This window comes from Vreelandella sp. DA03-1M, from assembly GCF_055725665.1.
Map to the genome: position 1 here is coordinate 2,699,505 of NZ_CM146798.1, position 23,331 is coordinate 2,722,835.

Sequence of the window (23,331 nt, forward strand, 5' to 3'; positions counted from 1 at the left end):
TCATACATTGGCTGACGTAAGCGCTCAGCCGCTTTCATGTTTGTGCTTATGTTACGCCATTTCGACGTTATACTGAGGATGATTAAGGCGCTAATATGTGTCGCGTACGCTGTTCATAAATACGCTCACCCACTTGCTCAGATATTTCTGGTTATTCAGGACGAATAATAAGTCACCATGCAAAGCAAGTACAAAATACGCCTACTACGTGCCAATCTTTTAGCGGCAGCCATTGTTTTGGCACTATGGACGCCCGCTACGCCGCCCGCTGCAGCACTCGTACTGTGGCTTTCAGTCGGCTGGCTATGTATTACCGCTTTAATGCTCGACTTCAGTCACCGACGTTCGCGAGGATTGCCGTGGCAGCTTGTACCGGGCGCGCTGCTGGTCGCGTTAATTGCGGCGGCTCCTGAACGGCACAGCATTTTGATTTGGGCCTGTGCCGCCATGCTGATGCTGCCACAAAATAATTGGGTGGCGGCATTTAATCTCAGCGCCGCATTGGTTAGCTCTGTCATGGTGGCTCCCCAGCTGGAAAAGCCTGAATTTATCCTGTTGCTCAGTTGCTTGCTGGTGCTTGGCTTGCTGGCCCTCTCCAGAGCACAGCAGCTTATTGATATGAACGGCTCTATTCGCCAACGCTTACGCTTGATTCCAGGGCTCAATTTATGGGCGGGTGAACAACTACTGCGCGACATTACCCGCGAACAAACGCGCTGTGAGCGTGAAGGGATTCATGCAGAAGTATTTATACTGCACGTCAAACGTCATCAACTTTGGCCAGCAGCACAAAAACTTTGTGAATTAACGCATGATTTCGAGAACGTATACCGTTTAAGCAGCACGGCGCTGGTCACTTTGATTTTGGCGCGCTCACCAAAAGAGGCCGCCCAACGACGCAGCTTGCTACTTGCAGACCTCCCCGACAACATCACCAGTGAATACCTTAAGTTAATTGATATCGAACCGAGCACGCTATCGGTGTTTGAGATGAGTAAGTTACCGGATGAGCGGGTGCGGGAGACGATATGATTGAACACCAAATTCCCAAGCGATTAATGACGCTTGCCTACGCCGCTAGTGTTGCGCTGATGGTCGGCTATGCCCTTTGGCTATATGCCATGGGCGACTACCGCGACCTGCTTATTCCTACCTTTATGATCCTGCTGCTCATGTCAGCGCTACTCATGCATATCGGGCAAGGACTGAAAAGCTATCTGCCACGCATCATATTGCTTTGTTGCACTTACTCGGTGGTACTTAGCGCTTTTTACTACCACCCTGGGGCATCGCCCATTTGGCTTGGCCTGCCCGTTACCGCCACTTTTTTATTGTTACCGTTGTGGGCTGCGTTACTGATCAATATCGCTATTGGCCCCTTATGGTGGCTGCTTCCCTCCGTCGCCGCTGCGCCACCCGCGATTATTGTCGGCTATGCCGCCTTAACGTTACTCCTTGCGCTACCTCGTTGGGAACACGCCCGTCGCCGTGCTTTGCTTCGGGCTACCGACCCAAACGATAGCGACTGCAACGCCTATCACATTGATACACTGAAAGAGCGCTTAAATAGCGAATTTCAGCGTGCGGCCATGCTCAATCAACAGCTAGCGGTGCTAGTAGTGCACTTGCCACAGCTGGATATGGCCGCAGAGCAATTTGGCCATCGCGCCCGGACGGCTCTATTAGGCGCACTATGTAGCGAAGTGAATAGCCACTGCCGTGACCATGATGTCCTGGGCCGCGCCGATAACGCTACGTTTTGGCTGGTTCTGCCAGACACCAGTGAAAGCGGCGCACTATTGGTTCGCGAGCGCTTACAGCGAGCTCTTTCTGAGCGCGTGCTGGTGGAAACTGGCCAGCTTGAAGCGCGTATTGCGGCCTGCTTACCCAGTCGGGCAGAAAGCTTCGAGCGCTATTTAAAGCGCCTGGAAGCACGCGGCACGTCACTCGCCAACGTTTAATTTATTGTTAGCCCCCTCATTTATCGCCGGAGAAGTATGTGCCGCTAGCCGATATGCTCCTCTCATTAACGCCATCGCCCCTACTACTACTTTGCTTGGTGCTGGTCATTTCATTAGTGGAATCGCTTGCGCTGGTGGGCTTGCTCGTACCGGGCGTGGTGTTAATTACCTCAGCGGCTTCTATGGCGGGACATCAGGATATTACCTTGGCATGGCTGATCGTTGCCGCCTTTATAGGAGCTGTTATAGGTGACGGCATCAGCTTTTTGCTCGGCTACAGGCATCGCGAGCAAGTTACCCAGCGTTGGCCACTGTCTCAGCATCCCGAGTGGCTGGGAAGAGGGTCACGCTTCTTTGAGCGCTACGGTATATGGTCGGTTTTTATCGGCCGCTTTGTAGGCCCGGTGAGACCCATTATTCCCCTGGTGGCAGGCATGATGCAGATGCCGCCGCGCACGTTTATTTGGGCCAACCTAACCTCGGCGGCGCTGTGGGCACCTGCTTATATTCTGCCCGGCTACTTACTTGGCCGCACTTGGCAGCACCATTTGAATCTACCCCCAGGCCTTGAAGCCGCGTTACTGGTGCTGGCCGTTATTATTGTCGCTCTCGCGGTTATTTTTTCATGGGGCCGCCATCAAGCCACACGGAATGGGCGACTTTACCGGATGATTGCCGGTACTGCTCGCCGGCTGCCACTGCTACGGCGTCCCTGGCTAGCAATGAGCCAATCTGGAGATGTCCCATTAGCCTCCCTGCTGCTGTTAGTCATAGCACTTGGTAGCCTCTCGGGCTGGACGCTAATGGTTATCGGTGAAAACGGCCCACTGGATATGGATATTTTTATTCATCGGCTGTTTACAGGGCTGCACGGCGATATTGCTTACAGCGTAGGGAATATTTTTGCGAAAATTGGCGACACCTTTGGCATTATCGCGTTCGCCCTGCCGTGGGCGGCGTGGTTACTGTTAGGCAAACGCTGGGACGCCCTACGGCACTGGGGCGGTGCCTTTGCAGGGGTCGCATTGCTTAACATTATTGGCAAAGGGTTGTTTGGACGCGCCCGCCCTGACACACCGGACTACCTGATGGGCTCTTTTTCCTACCCAAGCGCGCATACATCCACCGCTGTGGTGCTATTTGGTCTGACAGCAGCGTTTATAGCAGCCGAAATGCCTCGCCATAAGCGCTTTTTAGCCTATTGGTGTGCACTTGCGCTTGCACTGCCTATGGCATTATCGAGACTGGTGGTGGGTGTGCACTGGTTTAGCGACTTGGTGGGGGGCGCACTGTTAGGCTTAGTTGTCTGCGCACTGACCCTGCTGCATTGGCAGCAGCAGCCTCGGCCAAGCCTGCAGCCATGCCCCTGGCCTCTACTCAGCGTGGCATCGCTGGTACTTCTCAGCGCCCGCGTCGGTTTTTTGCCGCCGGTTTAAAGCACTAACACCGTTTTGATCAGCCAAGAGCAAGCCAGAGCCCAACCCCTATCATCAACGTGCCAGCGATACGGTTCAGTAAGCGCACATTGCCGCTCTTGCCGAGCACATTACGTAGCGTTTTACCCCCAGTGGCGTAGACCAGCATGCTAGCGAACTCGATGGTTAAAATAACCGCAATCAGCAAGCTGAGCTGGCCTGGCAATGGGCGGTTACTGTCTAAAAAAGGCGGCAGCAGCACCATAAAAAACGCCCACCCCTTGGGGTTTGCTACCGCGGTCACAAAGCCTTGCGTCGCTAGCTGTAGCCGACTGGCTGGTGGGCCAGCATCCAACTCGCTAGGTATTGCCATTCGTCCGCGGGAACGCCACATCATAATGCCCAAATAGCCTAAATAGGCGCCGCCCACCCATTTGAACAGCACAAACAGCTCTGGCTGGCGTAACATTAGCGCCGCCACCCCAGCACCCGCCGCTGCCGCTACCAAGCCGACGCCGAGCAGCTCGCCAATCATCATCCACAGCGTACGCTTAACGCCTTGGGTCATGCCCAGCACCATGGCGAGCGTCATACACATGCCGGGGGTAAGCGAGACAAACAAAAACGTTGGTACAAAAACCGAGAGCGTCGCCCACGACATCATAGATTAGTTATCCTTAGTTAATGAGGGGTTAGCAGTGCTTTCCACCTCACCCCAGCGAGGCACCAGCGAATGCTCGATTCCCAACTGGTTTAGGATACGCGCCACAATAAAATCGATTAGATCCTCAATACTTTGTGGGCGATGATAAAACCCTGGCGCCGCTGGCAAGATAACCACGCCCAAGCGGCTTAATGCCAACATGTGCTCAAGATGAATAGGGGAAAACGGGCTTTCACGAGGCACTAACACCAGCGTACGGCGCTCCTTAATCGCGACATCGGCCGCCCGCTCGATCAGATTATTGCTTGCTCCCGTCGCAACGGCCGAAAGTGTCCCCGTTGAGCACGGGCACACCACCATTGCCGATGGCGCACCGGAGCCTGAAGCCACTGGCGCCATCCAGTCTTCGCGGCCGAAGCAACGAATCTGCCCCGGCTGGGCACCACTGCGCTCACTTAACGCCTGAGCTAACCGCTGAGGCTGCGCGGGCAGTTCGATATCCGTTTCGGTGGCAATCACCATGTGTGCAGCTTTGGAAATCATCACCCACACTTCATGCCCCGCTGCGACCAGCACATCAATCAGACGTAATCCGTACTGCGCCCCAGAGGCACCGGTAAGTGCGACGGTAATGGGCTTTTTAAATAGCGATTCAGTTTGATTGGTCACACATGCCCCTCGCTGGCGGCGGCTTTTTGGGCAGTCGTCAAAGCGGCCAGCAAGCGCTCATGCACGCCCTCAAAACCACCATTAGACATCACTACAATACGGTCCAATGGTGACGCTTGCGTGACCACCGCTGTCACCAATTTATCAATGTCATTATGCAGTTGCGCACGCGCCCCCTGACTGGCTACCAGCTCCTCCATTGACCAATCCAGCCCAACGGGCTGAAACCAAAACACGCTATCAGCGTCAGCCACGCTCTCGATCAAACGTTCGCGCAGTGCGCCCAAGCGCATCGTGTTGGAGCGCGGCTCAATGACCGCCAGCAGTCGCCCCTTGGTGGTCGCCGCGCGTAACCCTTTAAGCGTGGCGGCAATCGCCGTGGGGTGGTGGGCAAAATCATCAATGACCTGAATACCATTGATTTCACCGCGCACTTCCTGCCGCCTTCTAGGGGTTTCAAAACGCGCCAGCGCCGCACAACCACGGACTAAATCAACCCCACACACGTTGGCTGCCGCCAACGCTGCCAACGCATTGCGGGCATTATGCTCACCGGTAAGCGCCCATTCAACGACACCATCTTCGTCTTGGCCGTTTTGATCCTGGCCAGGCTCGCCACCACAATGAAGCACCTGGAAACGGCTAGCATCGTCACGCTCAAGGGTAAGCTGCCACTCACTCGTGGCTTGGTCACCAAAATGGGCGACCGGGGTCCAAGCGCCCTGGGCAAGCACACGTTCAAGAGCAGGCTGCTCATCAGCCACTAAGAGTAGGCCTTGGCTGGGCACGGTACGCACTAAATGATGGAACTGGCGCTCAATCGCGGCCAGATCAGGGAATATATCCGCATGATCAAACTCAAGGTTATTGAGTATCGCGATATGCGGGCGGTAATGAACGAACTTGGACCGCTTATCGAAGAAGGCCGTGTCGTACTCGTCAGCTTCGACTACAAACGGTGCCCGCGGATCGCCTAAACGCGCCGAGACACCAAAATTACGCGGTACACCGCCGATCAAAAACCCTGGGGTTAATCCGCCGCTTTCCAATAACCACGCCAATATACTCGCAGTGGTCGTCTTTCCATGGGTGCCTGCTACCGCAATCACTCGTCGACCAGGCAATACGTGCTCTGCCAACCACTGCGCGCCGGAGGTATATGGCAGGCCACTATTAAGCAGTGCTTCCACCTCTTCATTACCGCGTGACATCGCGTTACCGACTATCACAAGGTCGGGCGCAATGCCCGGTGCTAGCGAGAGGTGATCCGCGTGGTAACCCTCTTTCAAAACAATACCCGCTTCAGCAAGTTGGGTACTCATGGGCGGGTATACATGCTGGTCAGAGCCACTTACCTGATGACCCAACTCACGCGCCAGCAGCGCCAGGCTTCCCATAAAGGTGCCGCAGATACCAATAATATGCAGATGCATGGCATTCGCCCCGTTATTCGCCAATAAACTATTCGCAAAGACGTTTAATTAAAAAGCCAAAATATGGCGTAAAAATAGCCAAATAGCCTAGCATGCTGACTCAATTTGCTCATCTACTCATCGCTATAAACTGTGATTAACGGGTTCAAAACACCCTTCAAGTGACAAATCCTTTCAGTTGTTGCAGGATGCGGCCACTGTTTATCAATGTTAACGATCACTCTCTTACCACTCGGCACGCTGATATAAGCCTAACCATCAGCAAAAGGAGCCATTAGATGCGCATTTTAATTCGCTATTTTTTTCGTGGCGTTCGCTTAGTGCTTGCCCCGTTTATGCTGATTTCTGAAAAGCTCTCTACGCCTAAGTCAGTTGAACGCTCGCCTGAAGAGCAAGCCACTATTGATCAGACATGCCAGCGGCTGGCCCTGTATCAATTCCGCACCTGCCCGTTTTGCATCAAGGTACGCAAAGAGATAGCGCGGCTGGGATTGAACATTGAACTGCGCGATGTCCAGCTTGACCCTGACCATAAGCAGGCGCTCTTGGAGGGCGGGGGGAAAGTTAAAGTGCCCTGCCTCAGAATTATCCATGACGATGGCCGGGAAGAGTGGATGTACGAATCTGACACAATCAATGCTTGGTTACATAAGCAGTTTGACTAACTAAAGACGCTATACCGTCATGTATTACCCGAAACAGGCAGATGTAGGTTTCGGGTATCAAAACTCGATTTTTTGCGCCTCCACATCAAACGCCACATCAATCTCAATGGTTTCTTCCTGACTCGGAGGCTCATCTAGCTGTATTTGTAGCGCCAGCACGCCCTGTATCTTGCCAGCCACGTGAACTCGTTGACTCGCCCACTCATAGTGCGTCAGCGTTACCTCTACATCGCCCCCTTCAGAAGTGTAGAGCGGCGGTGAGGTTGAGTCCCCCAGCGGGTGTAATACCACGGCACTGACCAGCTGCCCTTCGCCGCTTATCGTCAGGCTAATAGACAGCGCTTCTTGAGTCTCCCAGGCCTCATCATCAACAAACCCTGTGATATCGATAGTGATATGCTCACCTGACTCAATAAATGACGCATTTGAGTCATTGCCATGGCTCAAAATAAACCATTCGCGTAACTCACCATCTAACGAGCCTTTAATCTGAGCCGCCGTTTCCGAGCTGTGTGGTAAATCATGCTCAGAGCCCTGCTCTGCATTGGAGTCAGGCGTTGATTCAACGGCGACAGCGAAGGTGGGAAGGTACCAAGCCATGGCTGCCACGACGATTTTTTTCCACATACGGCTTCTCCGCCTATTCGGGCTTAACTTTTCTCTTACTACTTTCGTCTAATCACAGACACGCAATGTGCCGCTCCTAGCCACGTCATGTAGCAGATGAATGATGCCTGTCATTATTTCGATTGTATGACGCAACAGGCAGTCTCTATGTTGTTAGCCTATGTTCTTAAGATAGCTTACAAGCTGACCGTGTCTGTTTTACGGGTATTTCCGCTCTTTAGCGAGGGAAAGCATCTGTAAAACGAACAATAAACAATGACCCAAGGGAACAATTATGACGTTCAAGAAAACCCTACTGGCTTCTGTTATTGGTGCAGTGGTTGCAGGTACGACATTGCTGCCGATGACGGCAAGTGCTGAAACCCTTCGTATTGGTTACTCTGCCGACCCTGAAACGCTCGATTTACATGAACAACTCTCTGGCGGCGTGCTGCGTTTCTCTCACCTCGCGTTCGATCCGCTCGTACGCTGGACCAAAGACTTCCAGTTTGAGCCGCGCTTAGCCACCGAGTGGGAACAAGTAGACGAAACCACTATGCGCATGACACTGCGCGAAGGCGTTACCTTCCACTCTGGTAACGAATTCACCGCTAAAGATGTGGTATGGACTATTGAACGTCTGAAAGAGAGCCCTGATTACCGCGCTATTTTTGAACCGGTTGCCAGTGCCGAAGCGGTTGACGACTACACCGTTGAGATCGTTACCACTGAACCCTACCCACTGTTGCTCAACCTTGCTACGTACATCTTCCCGTTGGATAGCGAGTTCTATACGGGTGAAACCGACGACGGTAGCGACAAAGCTGAAATCGTCAAAGCGGGCAACTCCTTCGCTTCACGCAACGTTTCAGGCACTGGCCCGTTCATTGTGACTGACCGTCGCCAAGGCGTTCGGGTTGATTTCGAACGTTTCGAAGATTACTGGGACACTGAGAGCGAAGGCAACGTATCCAACATCGTCATGACGCCTATCGCTGAAAACGCCTCTCGCGTTGCGGCACTGCTTTCTGGCGGCGTTGACTTTATTGATGCCGTTCCGCCCAACGATTTAGACCGTGTTCGTGAAGCAGATGGCGTCAATCTGATTGAGATCGACGGTACCCGCATCATTGGCTTCCAAATGAACGAAGAGCGCGTAAAAGCCTTCCAAGACGCCCGCGTTCGCCAAGCGGTTGATCTGGCTATTAATCAGGAAGGCATTGCTGACCGTTTGATGCGTGGGTTTGCTAACCCAGCTGGGCAGTTCTCGCCAGAGGGTTACTCAGGCCACAACCCTGATTTAACGCCACGCTACGATATCGAACGCGCCAAAGAGCTAATGGCAGAAGCGGGATATGAAGAGGGCTTCAGCGTTGAAATGATCGCCCCCAACAACCGCTACGTGAACGATGCCCAGATCGCCCAGGCAGTGGCCAACATGCTGGCGCAAATCAACATTAAAGTTGATCTACGCACCATGCCGCTTGCCCAGTACTGGCCTGAGTACGATACCCGTGAATCCGATATGGCAATGATCGGCTGGCACGCCGATACGGAAGACAGCGCTAACTTCTTCCAGTACCTCACCTTCTGTATCGATGAAGAAACCGGCGCGGGTCAGTACAACTACGGCAGTTACTGCAACGAAGAGATTGATGCACTAGTAACCGAAGCGGATAGCGAAACGGATCTGGAAAAACGCAACGAAATGCTGCGTGAAGCCGAAGCCATGCTTTACGAAGACGTCGGTTTCATCATGCTGCACTGGCAGAACCTTGCCTACGCCGCGGCGGATGGTGTTGAGGTTGAGCCGGTGGTGAACGCTATCGACTTCCCTTACCTGGGTGACTTGGTCGTTAAAAGCAGCGACGACTAATCTTTTCCATCGCTTATTAATTGCATAGCGCCAAAAGAGTCACTGCAATATTAACTGCCTGTATGCTTCGCTCCCTAAGTGTTTTAGAGAGCGAAGCCTTTTGTTTGGCGGCTCGAACCTGCAAGCACTTTGAATAACCATGCCCCTACTTTCTTTGATGAACCCTTCACATAGGTGGCGTACGCCATGATTGCCTTTTTAATCAAGCGGCTGATGCACGCGATTTTGGTGATGTTTGTCATCAGCGTGCTGGCCTTCGCCATTCAGGACAACCTGGGTGACCCCGTACAGCAGATGGTCGGCCAGTCAGTGCCAGAAAGCGAACGCGAAGAAATTCGTGAGCGTTTAGGCCTGAATGACCCCTTCCTGGTGCAATACGCGCGCTTTGCTAAAAATGCCGTTCAAGGTGATTTTGGCTACTCGTATTTTTACCGCGAACCGGCGTTAGAAGTTATTGCCCGCCACTTACCCGCCACCCTGGAGCTGGTATTTGCGGCGACACTGATAATTGTATTGTTTTCAGTACCTATCGGGGTCTACAGCGCGATCAAACCGCGATCACCGATTTCGCGACTATTCATGGGTGTATCGATCATCGGTATTTCAATCCCCGTGTTTCTTACCGCGATCGTGCTTATTCAAATTTTCGCGATTGGCGTTACCGTGACGCTATTCCCAGAAAGCACCGGCTGGGGCGCTTGGTTAAACGCCTTCTTCTCCACCGAAGGCAATATGCCGTCCTTTGGTCGTGGTTATGATCTGGTGAATGTGGTGGGTAACTGGGATACCAATTTAGCCACCTGGAACGGCTTACAGCATCTAGTATTGCCGGCCGTCTCATTGGCCTCTATCATGCTGCCGCTGTTTATTCGCCTTATCCGCGCCGAAATGATGGAAGTCCTGCAGTCGGAGTACGTTAAATACGCCCGCGCCAAGGGTATCTCTATGCGCCGCGTGTATTTTGTTCACGCGCTTAAAAACACCATGCTCCCGGTGATTACCGTGGGCGGTGTGCAGATTGGCACCATGGTGGCGTACACCATTTTAACCGAGACCGTTTTTCAATGGCCGGGCATGGGCCTGATGTTTTTGGATGCGATCAACCGCGCTGATATTCCGCTAATCGTGACCTACCTGATGATTGTCGGCGTTATTTTTGTCGTCACCAATACGATTGTGGATCTGATCTACGGTCTGGTGAACCCCACCGTTAAACTGACTGGGAAGCCCGCATGAGCACCACAAGTAATTCTTCACAAGCGAGCGCTTCACCCGGCCGCTGGGAGCGCGTGCGCGACTCCTATATGTGGTACAGCTTCAAGCGTGACCGCACCGCACAGCTCTGTCTGGCCGTGTTTATTTGTATGGTTATCGCCGCCTTTGCCTCACCGCTAATAGCGCCAACCAATCCTTACGACCTTGCTCAGATTGACATCATGTCATCTGAACTGCCGCCCTTCTGGATTGACGGCGCCGATGATCGCTATGCCTTGGGCACCGATGCCCAAGGCCGTGATTTATGGTCAATTGTGCTGTACGGCACACGCGTCTCGCTACTGATCGGCTTTGGCGCGGTCATTTTGCAAGCGCTGCTAGGGGTCACTTTCGGCCTGATGGCGGGCTATCTTGGCGGGCGTGTCGACACCATTTTGATGCGGCTGGCGGATATTCAGCTCTCCTTCTCGACGCTAATGGTCGCTATCGTAGTAGGCGCTTTGGTCAAAGCGACCATGGGCAGCGCCTTCTATAGCCAATACGCAGTGATGATGCTGATCCTGATTATCGGACTGGCCGAATGGCCGCAGTATGCCCGCACTGTACGCGCCTCGGTGCTGGCAGAGAAAAACAAAGAGTACGTGGACGCCGCCCGTGTAATGGGCCTGCGCAGCAAGCGCATTATGTTCCGCCACGTGCTGCCCAACACCATGTCGCCGATCTTCGTTATCTCGACCGTACAGATTGCCAACGCGATTATTTCAGAAGCGGCACTGTCGTTTCTGGGCCTGGGGATGCCGGAAACACACCCCTCATTAGGCTCGTTGATTAAATCAGGCTTTGACTATATTCAGTCCGGCTCCTGGTGGATCACCTTAATTCCTGGTGCGGTACTTGTCGTGCTGGTGCTGTCGATCAATCTACTCGGTGACTGGCTGCGCGATGTCATGAACCCACGACTTTACAAAGGCTGAGGACACCATGGCACTACTTGAAGTCAATAATCTTGATGTCCGCTTTGCGCTGCGCCAGGGTGAAGTCCACGCCTTGCGGGACATTAGTTTCAGCCTTGAGCGCGGTGAGCGTTTGGGCATTGTCGGTGAATCTGGCGCAGGTAAATCTGTCGCGGCTTTTTCGTTGCTTAACTTAATTTCCAAGCCAGGCTTTATTGCGGGCGGCACCGTCAACTTTGACGGCCAAGTGCTCAACCATATGTCTGAGCGCGGCCTGCGCAAAGTGCGCGGCAATCGTGTTTCGATGATCTTCCAAGATCCGATGATGACGCTCAACCCAGTGCTCTCCATTGGCGAGCAAATGGTTGAGTGTTTGAAAGCGCATCGGCGTATTTCCTCCAAAGAAGCCCGCGCAATTGCCTTGGATAAGTTGCAACAGGTGCAAATTCCCTCACCGGAAACGCGTTTGGATCAGTATCCTCACGAGCTATCCGGCGGTATGCGCCAACGGATTATTATCGCCATTGCGCTGCTGCTTGACCCCGATATCATTATCGCCGACGAGCCCACTACGGCGCTTGATGTAACGATACAGGCCGAGATCATGGCCCTGCTGCTGGATCTTTGTGAGCAGCACAACGTAGGGCTTATTCTGATTACCCACGACCTGGGCGTGGTCAGCCAGGTCACCCAACGCATGCTGGTGATGTACGCGGGCCGGGTGATTGAGCAAGGGCCGACACGGGAAATCATTAATGATCCGCAACATCCCTATACCCAAGGGCTAATCAACGCCTTGCCGCAGATGGCAACGCCGGGTGAAAAGCTCAATCAGATTCGTGGCAGTATGCCATCGCTTTCTAACCTGCCAAGCGGCTGCGCGTTTCACCCGCGCTGCGATTTTATCAATCGCGCCGATGGCCAGCCCCGCCCCGCCTGCACCCAGCAAGTGCCCGAATTTGTCGAGTCCGGCAATTGCCGCGTGGCGTGCCATATGGTGGCTGAAATGCTTGAAGATCGCCGTTTGAAGGAGGAAACCTCATGAGTGCGCACGCTGAGGCCATGACGGAAAACCCTATGCCTACTCCTCGTCAGAACGAAGAGAGTGCTGATTCGTTGCTGCAGATCCGCGATTTGAAAAAGCGCTTCTCTCTCTCGGGTGATTTCCTTGATCAGTTGCGCTTTAAAGGCGGCAAGCTGGTGCGGCATCAAGAGTATGTCCATGCTATTAACGGTGTAAATCTGGACATCAAACGCGGAGAAGCACTGTGTGTGGTGGGCGAATCCGGCTGCGGTAAGTCCACCGTAGCGCGTACGGTGATGGGGCTTTTGACACCCTCTGAAGGCGAGATTCGCTACGATGGCCAACGTATCGATAATTTAAGCTCGCGTCAGTTACTGCCGTATCGCAAGCGGATGCAGATGATTTTCCAGAACCCTTATGCGTCGCTCAACCCACGCATGACCATTCAGCAAACCCTGGAAGAACCGCTGCGCCTGCACCACCCTGACTGGAAGCGGCCAAAAATCCTCGAAAAGGTTGAAGAAGTAATGCACTCAGTGGGTATCGATCCCGACTGGGGCAAGCGTTTTGGCCACGAGTTCTCGGGTGGTCAACGTCAGCGTATCGCGATTGCCCGTGCCCTGGCCGTGGACCCTGAATTCATCGTCGCCGATGAGCCTATTTCTGCCCTCGACGTCTCGATTCAAGCCCAGGTACTCAACCTGCTAATGGAAGCTCAGCAAGAGCGCAACCTGACCTATCTGTTCATCACTCACGATTTAGCCGTAGTCGAGCATTTTGGCACCCGTGTGGCGGTGATGTACTTGGGTACAGTGTGTGAAATTGCCACGACGGCCACGCTGTTTGAAAAGCCGCGCCATCCTTACACTCAGGCGCTGCTCTCGGCGATCCCACGCTTAAAGGATGACCGCCCTCAGCATATTCGCCTATCCGGTGAAGTGCCGACCCCGGTTAATTTGCCCAGCGGCTGCGTATTTCATGGCCGCTGCCCGCATGCCAATTCACGCTGTAAGCAAGAGATTCCCCTTTTGCAAACACAGGATGACGGAACCCGTGTCGCATGCCACGCTGTTGAAGAGGGACGCCTATGAGTAGGCTCCCCGTTAAAATACAGCGAGCCAAGGCGCTGAGAGGTAGAGCATGGAAATTCGCTGGCTAGAAGATTTTATTGCCCTGGCCAGAACGCGGCACTTCTCCCGCGCAGCAGATGATCAACACGTTACCCAGCCCACCTTCTCCCGGCGGATTAAGTTGCTTGAAGAGGAGATGGGCGTAACGCTGATTAATCGTCAAACACTACCCCTCTCGCTCACACCCGCTGGTGAGGAATTTTTAACCCTGTGTGAACAGGTGACCGAGCGAGTGCGGCTTACGCGAGACCGGGTGCGTGAAATCAATGCTGGCCAGCAGCGGCGTATTATGGTGGCGGCGCCGCAAAGCCTATTACCGCATTTTTTGCCTGAATGGCTTGCCTCTACAGGCTGGCAAGACCGCGTACAGCCCTATTTGCGGGCTACCGGCTGGGTAGCTAACGACTATTTTCAAGCGTTAGCGCGGGCCGAGTGCGACCTTGCCATCTGCTACTGGCCGATTGGGCGCTGCGATCTGGATATTGATACCAGTGCCTGCACCTACCGGGTAATCGGTCATGAAAGGCTGATTCCGGTGACTGGGTTAAATGCAGAGGGAGAACCCTGTGCGTTGCTACCAGGGTCTCGCCATCAACCTGCACCTTGGCTTGCTTACCCAAAGCGCGGCTTGCTTGGCTCAGCGGTTAAAGCCCATTTGGCTAGGTTGCCACAGAGCACTTACTTAACTGCGCAGAGTGAAAATCTCTACGCGGCGGGCATTAAAGAGCTGGTGCTGCTTGGCTACGGCATGAGCTGGTTGCCTGAGCGCAACGTGGCCGCAGAGCTTGCTCAAGGTACGCTGGTAAGAGCAGGCGATAGCCGTTGGGATGTGCCGATGGAACTACGGCTCTATCGCCATCAAAGCCACCACCACGCTGAACTCGACGGTTTCTGGAGTGAACTCGTCACTCCACGCACTTGAAGCCGTCTTTGAGAAAGCTTACTTGAGAAAGGACACGGTTTGCATGTCGAGCACTCTTTTTAACTTGCAACTCGATCACATAGCCCACCTTCAGCGCGCCTATGCGTCGATGTTGAGCGAACATGGATTTGATAGCCTAGTGATTTACAGTGGTCATGCCAGCGTGCATTTTGCTGATGATCATACGCCCCCCTTTCAGACTTACGGCCATTTCATGCACTGGGTGGGCTTAGCCGATGTACAGCATAGCTGGCTGATTATTCAGCCAGAAAAGCGCCCACAGCTCTACTTGTATGCGCCCGCCGATTTTTGGCATTTACCCACTCATCTTCCCGAAGAGCCTTGGGTGGCCGCCTTCGATGTTCACTTTTGCAGCGACAAAATCACGCCACCCTTGATCGGTAATGCTGCCATTATCGGTGATACTGACCAACTCGCAGCCAGTCATCAGCAGACGATGCAAGCCGAACGTCAGCCTGAGCAGCTGGTGAATTCACTGAATGAATTACGGCTATTTAAAACGCCCTATGAGATCGCCTGTATCCGTGAAGCCAACCGCCTAGCGATAGCGGGCCATCAAGCAGCGCAAGCAGCGTTTATTGGCGCCTCCGGTGAATTGGATATTCAATTGGCTTACTTAGGTGCCAGTCGTCAGCGCGAATCGAACGTACCTTACCAAAACATCATCGGCTTAAATGAGCACGCGGGTGTATTGCATTACCAGCATTACGACCTGAACGCGCCTAAACGGCGTTACAGCCTGCTAGTAGATGCTGGTCGTCGGTTTCGGGGTTACTGTGCTGATATTACTCGCGCCTACGCTGGCCCCGATGCACCCGTTGCGTTTGGCGAACTGGTCACAGCTATGCATGATTTAAAAGATGAGCTTGTGAAAGGCGTTGCACCAGGCGTTAACTTTATTGCCCTACATGAGCAAATGCATCAACAGCTAGCTGAGATATTGGTGGCCCACGGTCTATTCAAAGGCACCGCAGATCAAGCGGTTGCCGAGGGCGTTACGCGGCTATTCTGCCCTCATGGACTGGGCCACTCGCTGGGCCTTCAAGTGCATGATGTTGCCGGGTTACGTCACGCGGATGGGACACCCGCCCCTGCGCCAGAGCAGCACCCAGCGCTACGGCTTACGCGCACTCTGCGCCCTGGCATGGTCGTTACCATTGAACCCGGGCTCTATTTTATCGCCATGCTGCTCGACCCGCTGCGCAACACCTCACTGCCCATGAACTGGCGGCTGGTCGACCAACTCTCATCCTGTGGCGGTATTCGTATCGAAGATAACGTAGCAGTGACAGAGAGCGGTTTTGCTAACTTAACGCCATAAGCCCTCTATAACTTTTTTTGCATCGTCTTGCTAATCGCCTCTCTACAACGCACTACGCCCGGCTCAAAGCCGGGCGTAGTGCTATTTCAGAAGGCTTAGCAAAGCTAAAATCTATGCAAAGCTAAAATCTAGTAAAGCTAATGTCTAGTAAAACTTAGAAGCGGTAAGTAACACCACCGCCAATGGTGACGGGTTCAATGTCGACTTCACCGCCCACATTGATATCAGCGTTTACGTCAGCATAGCTGGCGTAGCCATTGAGCATGATATTGTCAGTCACGGCCAGATCAACGCCCACTTGGCCGATGGCGCCGTAGCTCTCATCAACGTTTACACCGCTAGGCTCGCCAGAGAAGCGTGTGTAGTTAAGGCCAGCACCCACGTAAGGCTGAACTTTGGAATCCAGACCCCCCATTGGATAATAGTTAACTAATAGGTTAACAGGCAGACGATCTACGCTACCCACATCGCCCAAAGCAGATGTATTCAGATCGTGCTCGAACTTCTCAGAGCTGTTGAGCTCAACGCCCACCTTATCGGTGAACAGGTAACCAGCACCAAAGGTGAAGCCGCGAGCACTCTGCACGTTCAGTGAATCACCATTCAGATTGCCATTACCTGACCCCGTATCCGTTTGGGCAACGCCGCCACGAACGAATACATCGCCAGCGTTATAAGCGAGAGCCGCCTGGCTTGCCAGTGCGAAACCGGCAGCGATTACAGCAGCAGAAATCAGTTTCATATTACTCATCAGGGTCATCCTCTTTGCAGCGCGCAGTTCCTTGCGCTTGCGGATTGCGGTAGTTGCTATCCAACTTTCCTATACAGAGTGTAGTATACGAACACTGTTTCCAAATGTCTTGTGAAATATTGTTATAAGAAAGTGCGCTCTGATAGTTTTTCTATTTATAAAACTCGGTCATAAAGCTCAAACATCAAACTAAGACATAAAATACAGGCATAAAAAAAGTCCCCCGAAGGGGACCCAGGTGGAGCACGCCAGCTCACTCGGTGTGTTGCTACCAGGTGGTAACAACGTGGATGAAGAAGGCAGAGAAGCTAGATAGTGAATGGTGCCTCTCTATTCAATCACCCTTTGCCATATATATTGCGATCTGCGTGCCAATTTTTGAAAAATAAATATAAAACAACAACTTAACATAATACCACTTGATTCGCATTGATCTTTCTCGTACTGCAACAAATAAAGTGCACCACCATTGCGCAATTTTCAGCCTTTGTGCATCACAAAGAATCATGTGAGTTCGTTAGCGCTTAAAAATCCTCAAGATAGTGGCTAGGGTGTCACGATAATTTTCACTTGGGCTTTGTCGTTTAGCAGCGCCTCAAAGCCCTCCTCCACGATATCCGCCAGTGGAATGCGCTGGGTCACCATGTCCTCGGCGCGGAAGTAACCCCGCTGCATCAGTGCCATTACCGCGGGGTAAACATGGCGATAGGCAATAATGCCCTTCATGGTGCGCTCTTGGATGACTAGGTCGTTAGGCTGAAAGCTGGCCTCTCCTTCCCAAATACTCACCACCACCACTTCACCCCCTTCGTGGGTGCTATGCAGCGCCTGATTCAGCACGGCAGGAATGCCGGTGACTTCAAACGCCACGTCTACCCCGCCACCACTCAAGACTTGTAGCTTCGCAACCGCATCCTCCTGTTGCGGGTCAACCACAATAGCCCCTAACGCTTCGGCTTTGGCTTTCCGTGAAGGCGCGACCTCAACGGCATATATTTGAGCAGCGCCTGCGGCCTTGAGAGCCTCAATCGTCATCAAGCCAATCGGCCCAGCGCCAAATACTACCGCGCTATCCCCCGCTTTCAGGCAGCTTTGGCGCACCGCATGCAGCGCTACCGCCGCGGGCTCTACCAGCGCGCCTTGCTCGTAGCTAAGATCATCCGGCAGCTTATGCACCATGTGTTCACCCATGACGGTGAACTCCGAAAAGCCACCGCCCCCGCCAGAGAGGCCATGAAAGCCCAATAGCGGTGTCAAGTTATAGCGCTCCATTGAGTAGGCGCCATCCTTATTGGGTGAGAGAATCGGCTCAATGGCCACGCGGTCGCCTACCTTCACCCGCGTGACTTTCTCGCCGACCTCAACCACTTCCCCAGCGAACTCATGGCCCATGATGATCGGCGCCTGCTCACCGCTAATGGGGTGCGGCTTGCCCACCGGGATAAAAATCGGCCCGGCGGCATACTCGTGTAAGTCACTGCCGCAAATACCACAGGCAGCCACTTTCACCTTCACTTCATGGGGGTCGCTGATAGTGGGCACCGGAACTTGCTCAACGCGTAAATCTTTTGCTGCGTACCAAACCGCTGCCTGCATAGCTTGCTGATTATTCGACTGACTCATGGCTTTGCCTTCCTGTTAAGACCTATCCTGTTAAGACGTATGATGAACCGGCTGCAGACCGTAGACAGGCGTTTCCATCCCCTCCATGCGTGCCTTTAACTGCAGCGCCAAATAGTGTGAGTAGTGCCGCGACTGGTGCAGGTTGCCACCATGGAACCATAGCGCCTCCTGCTGGGTGGGTTTCCACATATTGCGCAGCTCGCCCTCCCAAGGACCGGGATCTTTGGTAGTGTCAGAGCCCAGACCCCAGCACTTGCCGACCTTATCTGCCACCTCTTGGGAGATAAGCCGCGCCGCCCAGCCGTTCATGGAGCCATAGCCAGTGGCATAAACGATCAAATCTGCTTCTAGCTCGCTGCCATCGGTAAGTGTGATGGAGTTTGGGTTGATACGCTCGATCCCTACGCCGCTGCGCAGTTTGATATCGCCACTGGCGACCAGATCACAGGCGCCCACATCGATGTAATAACCTGAGCCCCGGCGTAGATACTTCAAAAACAGCCCCGAGTCATCGTCACCGAAATCGAGCAGAAAGCCCGCGTCTTCCAGCTTCTGATAAAACTCGGCGTCGCGCTGTTTGATTGCCTCGAACGCCGGGCGCTGAAAATCTGGCAGCACCTTGTAGGGAATCGAGGCAAAAATCAGATCAGCCTTGTCGTGGGTTAAGCCATTGGCCACCGCTTCTTCGGAGTAGAGCGGCCCCAGCACCTCTTCCATCAAAGAGTCCGACTTCACGATATGGGTGGATGAACGCTGCAGCATGGTCACATCGGCGTCGTGCTCCCAGAGTGCCGCGGCAATATCGTGGGCGGAATTATTGGAGCCCACGATCACGCACTTTTTGCCTTTATAGGCATCTGGCCCCGGGTGCTGGCTGGAGTGCTGCTGCTCACCTGCAAAGCTCTCTGCGCCGGGAAATGTCGGCACATTGGGCATACCCGACATCCCGGTGGCCATTACCAGCTGTTTCGGGCGTAGCGTGATCTCTTCGCCGTTGCGCTTAACGTTAACCACCCACTCGCCTGCGGCGTCGTCATAGCGTGCATTCTGACACTCAGTGGAGCTCCAATAATTGAGCTCCATCACCTTTGTGTACATTTCCAGCCAATCGCCCACCTTGTCTTTCGGTGCAAACACCGGCCAGTTCTCCGGGAAGGGAATATAGGGTAGGTGGTCGTACCACACCGGGTCGTGCAGGCAGAGAGATTTATAGCGCTTGCGCCAGGAGTCACCGGCTCGCTCGTTGCGCTCGATAATAATGGTCGGCACGCCCATCTGCTTCAGCCGCGCGCCCAAACCAATACCGCCCTGGCCTCCGCCAATAACAACGCAATACGGCTGCTGCGTGTAGCCAAGCTCTGCCTCTTCGCGCTCCCGTGACTCTAACCAGGTTTCACGCTGCTTATTGGCCCCGTGCTCGGCCCCTTTTGGGCGGTTGTGGTTACGCGGCTCGGGAAAGTCGTGCAGTGACTGCATGGTGGTTAACAGCGTCCAACATTTGCCGTCTTTAAGGCGCAAGTAGCCTTTGCCGCTGGCGACCGCTGTCTCAAAGGTAAACCACGCCTCACTGGTGTCGCCGTTCTGGGCAGCTTCGCCTTCTAGCTGCCAGTTCGAAGGACGCACGTTCTCCAGGGTGGCATTGAGCATGGCCTGAATAGCGTCTTTTCCCTCACAGGTTTTTAAATTCCAGGTAAAGGTTACAAAGTCGCGCCAGTAACACTCCTCATTAAATAGCGACAAAACACGCTGAATATCCTGGCCTTGCAGCGCGTTATCAAAATCACTCAGCCACCCTTGGACAATAGCCGTGGCGGTTTGCTGGGTTTGTGCCGGTATCTCGGACATAGCGAGTACTCCATCGTTTGTTATTGTTGAATTGCTGGTGAGACACTCAACTCTAAGCACCCGCCGTGCCAATCATTTCAGATAAACCACAAGCATATGAAAAATATGAATAAATTTAAAAAAACAGTTGTCGATTAGGCGTTGCCTAAGGCGTACACCTGTCACATCTAGTTGTAAACAACGTTACAGGTGTAACGCACGACTAACGGCGTAATAGCGCTGCGTTGACACCCACGCCAGAGCGCATAGGCTGGAAGGACAATAACAAGCCCCACGGTGAACCACGCCATGCCTACTCCATCGCCCCGGCCTGCACGGCTGCCATCCGTCCAGCGCCAACATATCGAGCATATTTTCCAGCTCGGCGAAGGCCTGGAAGTTCCGCAGCTACCGGCCCAGCAAACCATTCGACGCTCCTGGCTGCGCTGCCTAAACGAGTACCAGCTCGATCCCACCCAGCCACGCCCAGCCCGGGTGGTGCCTCAACAAATCCTGATCGAGCACCGGGAATCCGTGGATGAACTACTGCACGTGGCAAGAGCCGGGGTTGACCAGCTTTATCAGCAAATTGCGCAACTAGGCTACGTGCTACTGCTCACCGACCACCGCGGGATAACCGTCGAGTTTCGTGGCGACCCCAACCAAGACCAGCAATTGCGCAAAGCGGGCCTTTATCTCGGTGCCGACTGGGACGAACGCTTCGCGGGTACCTGTGCCGTGGGCACCTGCCTGCACGACCGCCAAGCGATTATTTGCCACCGCCAGGAGCACTTCGACGCCTCGCATATTTCGCTTACCTGTACTGCCGCGCCCATCGCCGACCCCCAGGGCAACGTCATGGCCGTGCTGGATATCTCCGCGCTGCAATCGCCTACCCAGCATGAGAGCCAAAATTTTAGCCTTTCGCTGGTGACGCTCTACGCACGAATGATCGAGGACGCCTATTTTCTCCAGCGCTACCGTGACTGCCTAATGGTGCGCCTGGATACCTCGCGAGAGTTTGTGCATGTAAATGGACGCGGACTCATCGCTATTGAAGAGAACGGGCAAGTGATTGCTGCCAACGCAGTGGGTCGTGATCTGATAAGTGAACACCAGCGCCGTTGGCCACCCTGGTCAGCCCATCACACCCCAATGCTGGGGGAGCTATTCGAGTGCGAGATCGCCGATGTGCTCAGCATTAATAGCGCCACCGACGATCAACTGCGTGCTTTTCGCGCCAGGGTCGACAACACGATTTACTTTATTAGCCTGCTGGAGCCGCGCCGTCCTCGACTTGCTCAGCAAGCGCAATCGCTCCCCTCCAGCCTGCCGGAAGCACTGGTACGCCTCGGTGCCGACGACCCAGCCATGCGCAAAGTGCAGAAGCTGGCTGAGCGGCTGCGCAACGAAGCCAGCGTCAATGTACTGATTAGCGGTGAAACCGGCACCGGCAAAGAGGTCGTTGCCCGTGCCCTGCATGACAGCGGCAACCGATCTAAAGGCCCCTTTATCGCGGTAAACTGTGCCGCCATTCCCGAAGCGCTGATCGAAAGCGAGCTGTTTGGTTACGAGCCCGGCGCCTTTACCGGCGGGCGCGCCAAAGGTATGCGCGGGCTGATCCCCCAGGCCCACGGCGGCACACTGTTTTTAGATGAAATCGGCGATATGCCGCTGGCCCTGCAAACCCGCTTGCTGCGCGTGCTGGCAGAACGGGAAGTCATGCCACTGGGTGCCAATACGCCCGAGAAGGTCGATATTCGGGTGATTACCGCCACTCATCGCAATATCGATGCGATGATCCAGCAAGGTGAGTTCCGCGAAGATCTCTATTACCGCCTTAACGGGGCCCAACTGCGCCTGCCCGCGCTACGCGACCGCGCCGATAAGCTCTACGTTATCCGCCGTGTATTTGACGACATCATCCAAGAGCGAGCCTCCAACCAATCACCGCGCCTGCGGGCCGATGCCATCAGCGCCCTGCTCGCCTATGCCTGGCCCGGTAATATCCGCCAGCTAAAGAATGCGCTGGCCTTTGCACTGGCCACCTCAGAAAGCGACGAAATCACCGTACATGACCTACCCGAGCAGTGCCTAAGCCAGCGCATCACGCAGCAGGCAACTTTCCAGCCTGCAGACGCTGGTCGCGACACTGATCACACATTGCTGGAAATGCTCAAGGAGCAGCACTGGAACATTAGCGCGGTAGCCCGCGCTCTCGGGGTTTCGCGGCCTACCGTGTACCGGCAAATGCAGCGCCAAGGCATAGTGCCGCCAAATTGGCAGGGCTAAGCGCAAATGTGTTAATCCGCTAGTTGGCCTTGGGGTTTACCCTCACGTACACTTGTTTGAACTCGTTTATCCATTTATAAACCCGCTTTCGACAAGCCGAGGCTCTCCCATGGCGTTTGACTCCACTTCTTCCTATATCGCAACCGATGCGCTTAAGCAGGCGGTGAATGCTGCCGTGGTGCTCGAACGACCGCTATTGATCAAAGGCGAGCCGGGCACCGGCAAAACCCTGCTGGCCGAAGAACTGGCCGAGTCTCTTGATACCCAGTTGATTACCTGGCATATCAAATCCAGCACCAAGGCGGCCCAGGGTTTATACGAGTACGATGCCGTCAGCCGCCTGCGTGACTCTCAGCTAGGCGTTGAAGGTGTAGAGAATGTCGCTAACTACATCAAGCCCGGCAAGCTGTGGGAAGCCTTTACCGCCAACGAGCGCGTGGTGTTATTGATCGACGAGATCGACAAGGCCGATATCGAATTTCCCAACGACCTGCTCCAAGAGCTGGATCGTATGGAGTTTCACGTTTACGAAACTGGCGAAACCATCCGCGCCGAGCAGCGCCCGATTATCATCATCACCTCGAATAATGAAAAAGAGCTGCCGGATGCGTTCCTGCGCCGCTGTTTTTTCCACTACATCGAGTTCCCCGACCGCGAGACCATGCAGGCGATTGTCGATGTGCACTTCCCGGATATCGCCTCCCGGCTTGTCAGCGAAGCCCTAGAGGTATTTTTCGAGCTGCGTAAAGCGCCAGGCCTTAAGAAAAAGCCGTCAACGTCTGAACTGGTCGATTGGCTCAAGCTACTGATGGCTGACGATATTGCTCAAGAAGCGCTCTACAACCGCGACCCGGCCAAAGCGCTGCCGCCGATGGCCGGCGCCCTGGTCAAAAACGAGCAGGACACCCAGTTGCTCGAGCGCTTGGCGTTTATGATCCGTCGTCAGAAAGGCACAGGCCGCTAAGC

20 protein-coding genes are annotated in these 23,331 nt (G+C 54.1%); 13 read left to right on the forward strand and 7 right to left on the reverse strand.

Annotated features, from left to right (window positions below; translation table 11 throughout):
* Positions 1-177 precede the first annotated feature (177 nt).
* The 3 genes from ACXUPB_RS12610 to ACXUPB_RS12620 are packed head-to-tail and all read left to right on the forward strand — an operon-like array spanning position 178 to position 3,397.
* Entirely contained in the window at positions 178-1,032 is an 855-nt protein-coding gene (locus ACXUPB_RS12610; RefSeq protein ID WP_339934678.1) for a hypothetical protein, read from the forward strand.
* On the forward strand, positions 1,029-1,961 hold the full coding sequence (locus ACXUPB_RS12615; protein WP_179915897.1) for a diguanylate cyclase domain-containing protein: 933 nt from the start codon (positions 1,029-1,031) through the stop codon (positions 1,959-1,961). The genes ACXUPB_RS12610 and ACXUPB_RS12615 overlap by 4 nt, the downstream gene beginning before the upstream one ends.
* A 38-nt stretch (positions 1,962-1,999) precedes the next feature.
* A complete protein-coding gene (locus tag ACXUPB_RS12620; protein ID WP_472952707.1) occupies positions 2,000-3,397 on the forward strand; it encodes a bifunctional DedA family/phosphatase PAP2 family protein in 1,398 nt (465 codons plus the stop codon).
* A gap of 19 nt (positions 3,398-3,416) precedes the next feature.
* Here the strand turns inward: ACXUPB_RS12620 and ACXUPB_RS12625 are convergent, their stop codons facing one another.
* The 3 genes from ACXUPB_RS12625 to mpl are packed head-to-tail and all read right to left on the reverse strand — an operon-like array spanning position 3,417 to position 6,142.
* Positions 3,417-4,040 (reverse strand): LysE family translocator, encoded by a 624-nt coding sequence (locus ACXUPB_RS12625; RefSeq protein WP_179915895.1) that lies wholly within the window; start codon positions 4,038-4,040, stop codon positions 3,417-3,419.
* Positions 4,041-4,043: 3 nt separating this feature from the next.
* Positions 4,044-4,709 carry a flavin prenyltransferase UbiX gene (locus ACXUPB_RS12630; RefSeq protein ID WP_179915894.1) on the reverse strand — a complete coding sequence of 222 codons (666 nt, stop codon included), beginning with the start codon at positions 4,707-4,709 and terminating at the stop codon, positions 4,044-4,046.
* Positions 4,706-6,142, reverse strand: coding sequence for a UDP-N-acetylmuramate:L-alanyl-gamma-D-glutamyl-meso-diaminopimelate ligase (mpl, locus tag ACXUPB_RS12635; RefSeq protein WP_179915893.1), 1,437 nt, complete (start codon positions 6,140-6,142; stop codon positions 4,706-4,708). Before mpl ends, ACXUPB_RS12630 begins: the two co-directional genes overlap by 4 nt.
* 278 nt (positions 6,143-6,420) lie before the next feature.
* Here mpl and ACXUPB_RS12640 point away from each other — a divergent pair, with 278 nt between their 5' ends.
* Complete coding sequence (locus tag ACXUPB_RS12640) at positions 6,421-6,807, forward strand: glutaredoxin family protein (protein WP_179915892.1); 387 nt, start codon at positions 6,421-6,423, stop codon at positions 6,805-6,807.
* A gap of 57 nt (positions 6,808-6,864) precedes the next feature.
* On the opposite strand, the gene ACXUPB_RS12645 is transcribed toward ACXUPB_RS12640, so the two are convergent.
* Complete coding sequence (locus tag ACXUPB_RS12645; protein WP_335596251.1) at positions 6,865-7,434, reverse strand: hypothetical protein; 570 nt, start codon at positions 7,432-7,434, stop codon at positions 6,865-6,867.
* A gap of 274 nt (positions 7,435-7,708) precedes the next feature.
* Between ACXUPB_RS12645 and ACXUPB_RS12650 the strand changes: the two genes are divergently transcribed.
* From ACXUPB_RS12650 to pepQ, 7 genes are all read left to right on the forward strand, one after another.
* Positions 7,709-9,289 (forward strand): ABC transporter substrate-binding protein, encoded by a 1,581-nt coding sequence (locus tag ACXUPB_RS12650; protein WP_350359354.1) that lies wholly within the window; start codon positions 7,709-7,711, stop codon positions 9,287-9,289.
* A gap of 186 nt (positions 9,290-9,475) precedes the next feature.
* Complete coding sequence (locus ACXUPB_RS12655; protein ID WP_335596250.1) at positions 9,476-10,525, forward strand: ABC transporter permease; 1,050 nt, start codon at positions 9,476-9,478, stop codon at positions 10,523-10,525.
* Entirely contained in the window at positions 10,522-11,478 is a 957-nt protein-coding gene (locus tag ACXUPB_RS12660) for an ABC transporter permease (protein WP_179915888.1), read from the forward strand. Before ACXUPB_RS12655 ends, ACXUPB_RS12660 begins: the two co-directional genes overlap by 4 nt.
* Before the next feature lie 7 nt (positions 11,479-11,485).
* The gene (locus tag ACXUPB_RS12665) at positions 11,486-12,502 is read left to right on the forward strand and encodes an ABC transporter ATP-binding protein (protein ID WP_339886136.1); all 1,017 of its coding nucleotides are present in this window, start codon (positions 11,486-11,488) and stop codon (positions 12,500-12,502) included.
* On the forward strand, positions 12,499-13,572 hold the full coding sequence (locus ACXUPB_RS12670) for an ABC transporter ATP-binding protein (RefSeq protein WP_374730571.1): 1,074 nt from the start codon (positions 12,499-12,501) through the stop codon (positions 13,570-13,572). Before ACXUPB_RS12665 ends, ACXUPB_RS12670 begins: the two co-directional genes overlap by 4 nt.
* Positions 13,573-13,621: 49 nt before the next feature.
* Positions 13,622-14,533 (forward strand): LysR family transcriptional regulator, encoded by a 912-nt coding sequence (locus ACXUPB_RS12675; protein WP_035557189.1) that lies wholly within the window; start codon positions 13,622-13,624, stop codon positions 14,531-14,533.
* A 43-nt stretch (positions 14,534-14,576) separates the two neighbouring features.
* On the forward strand, positions 14,577-15,875 hold the full coding sequence (gene pepQ, locus ACXUPB_RS12680) for a Xaa-Pro dipeptidase (protein WP_350359355.1): 1,299 nt from the start codon (positions 14,577-14,579) through the stop codon (positions 15,873-15,875).
* 154 nt (positions 15,876-16,029) lie between these two features.
* On the opposite strand, the gene ACXUPB_RS12685 is transcribed toward pepQ, so the two are convergent.
* The 3 genes from ACXUPB_RS12685 to ACXUPB_RS12695 all read right to left on the reverse strand — a co-directional run bounded on the left by ACXUPB_RS12685 (position 16,030) and on the right by ACXUPB_RS12695 (position 20,094).
* The gene (locus ACXUPB_RS12685; RefSeq protein WP_339934689.1) at positions 16,030-16,626 is read right to left on the reverse strand and encodes an OmpW/AlkL family protein; all 597 of its coding nucleotides are present in this window, start codon (positions 16,624-16,626) and stop codon (positions 16,030-16,032) included.
* A gap of 546 nt (positions 16,627-17,172) precedes the next feature.
* Positions 17,173-18,249, reverse strand: coding sequence for a 2,3-butanediol dehydrogenase (locus tag ACXUPB_RS12690; RefSeq protein WP_350359356.1), 1,077 nt, complete (start codon positions 18,247-18,249; stop codon positions 17,173-17,175).
* Between the two features lie 30 nt (positions 18,250-18,279).
* Positions 18,280-20,094 (reverse strand): NAD(P)/FAD-dependent oxidoreductase, encoded by a 1,815-nt coding sequence (locus ACXUPB_RS12695; RefSeq protein ID WP_472952712.1) that lies wholly within the window; start codon positions 20,092-20,094, stop codon positions 18,280-18,282.
* A gap of 288 nt (positions 20,095-20,382) precedes the next feature.
* Here ACXUPB_RS12695 and ACXUPB_RS12700 point away from each other — a divergent pair, with 288 nt between their 5' ends.
* Together ACXUPB_RS12700 and ACXUPB_RS12705 are read left to right on the forward strand one after the other, a co-directional pair.
* Positions 20,383-22,365 carry a sigma-54-dependent Fis family transcriptional regulator gene (locus tag ACXUPB_RS12700; RefSeq protein WP_179915883.1) on the forward strand — a complete coding sequence of 661 codons (1,983 nt, stop codon included), beginning with the start codon at positions 20,383-20,385 and terminating at the stop codon, positions 22,363-22,365.
* A 109-nt stretch (positions 22,366-22,474) separates the two neighbouring features.
* Positions 22,475-23,329, forward strand: coding sequence for an AAA family ATPase (locus ACXUPB_RS12705; RefSeq protein ID WP_035557178.1), 855 nt, complete (start codon positions 22,475-22,477; stop codon positions 23,327-23,329).
* The last annotated feature ends 2 nt before the right edge of the window (positions 23,330-23,331 follow it).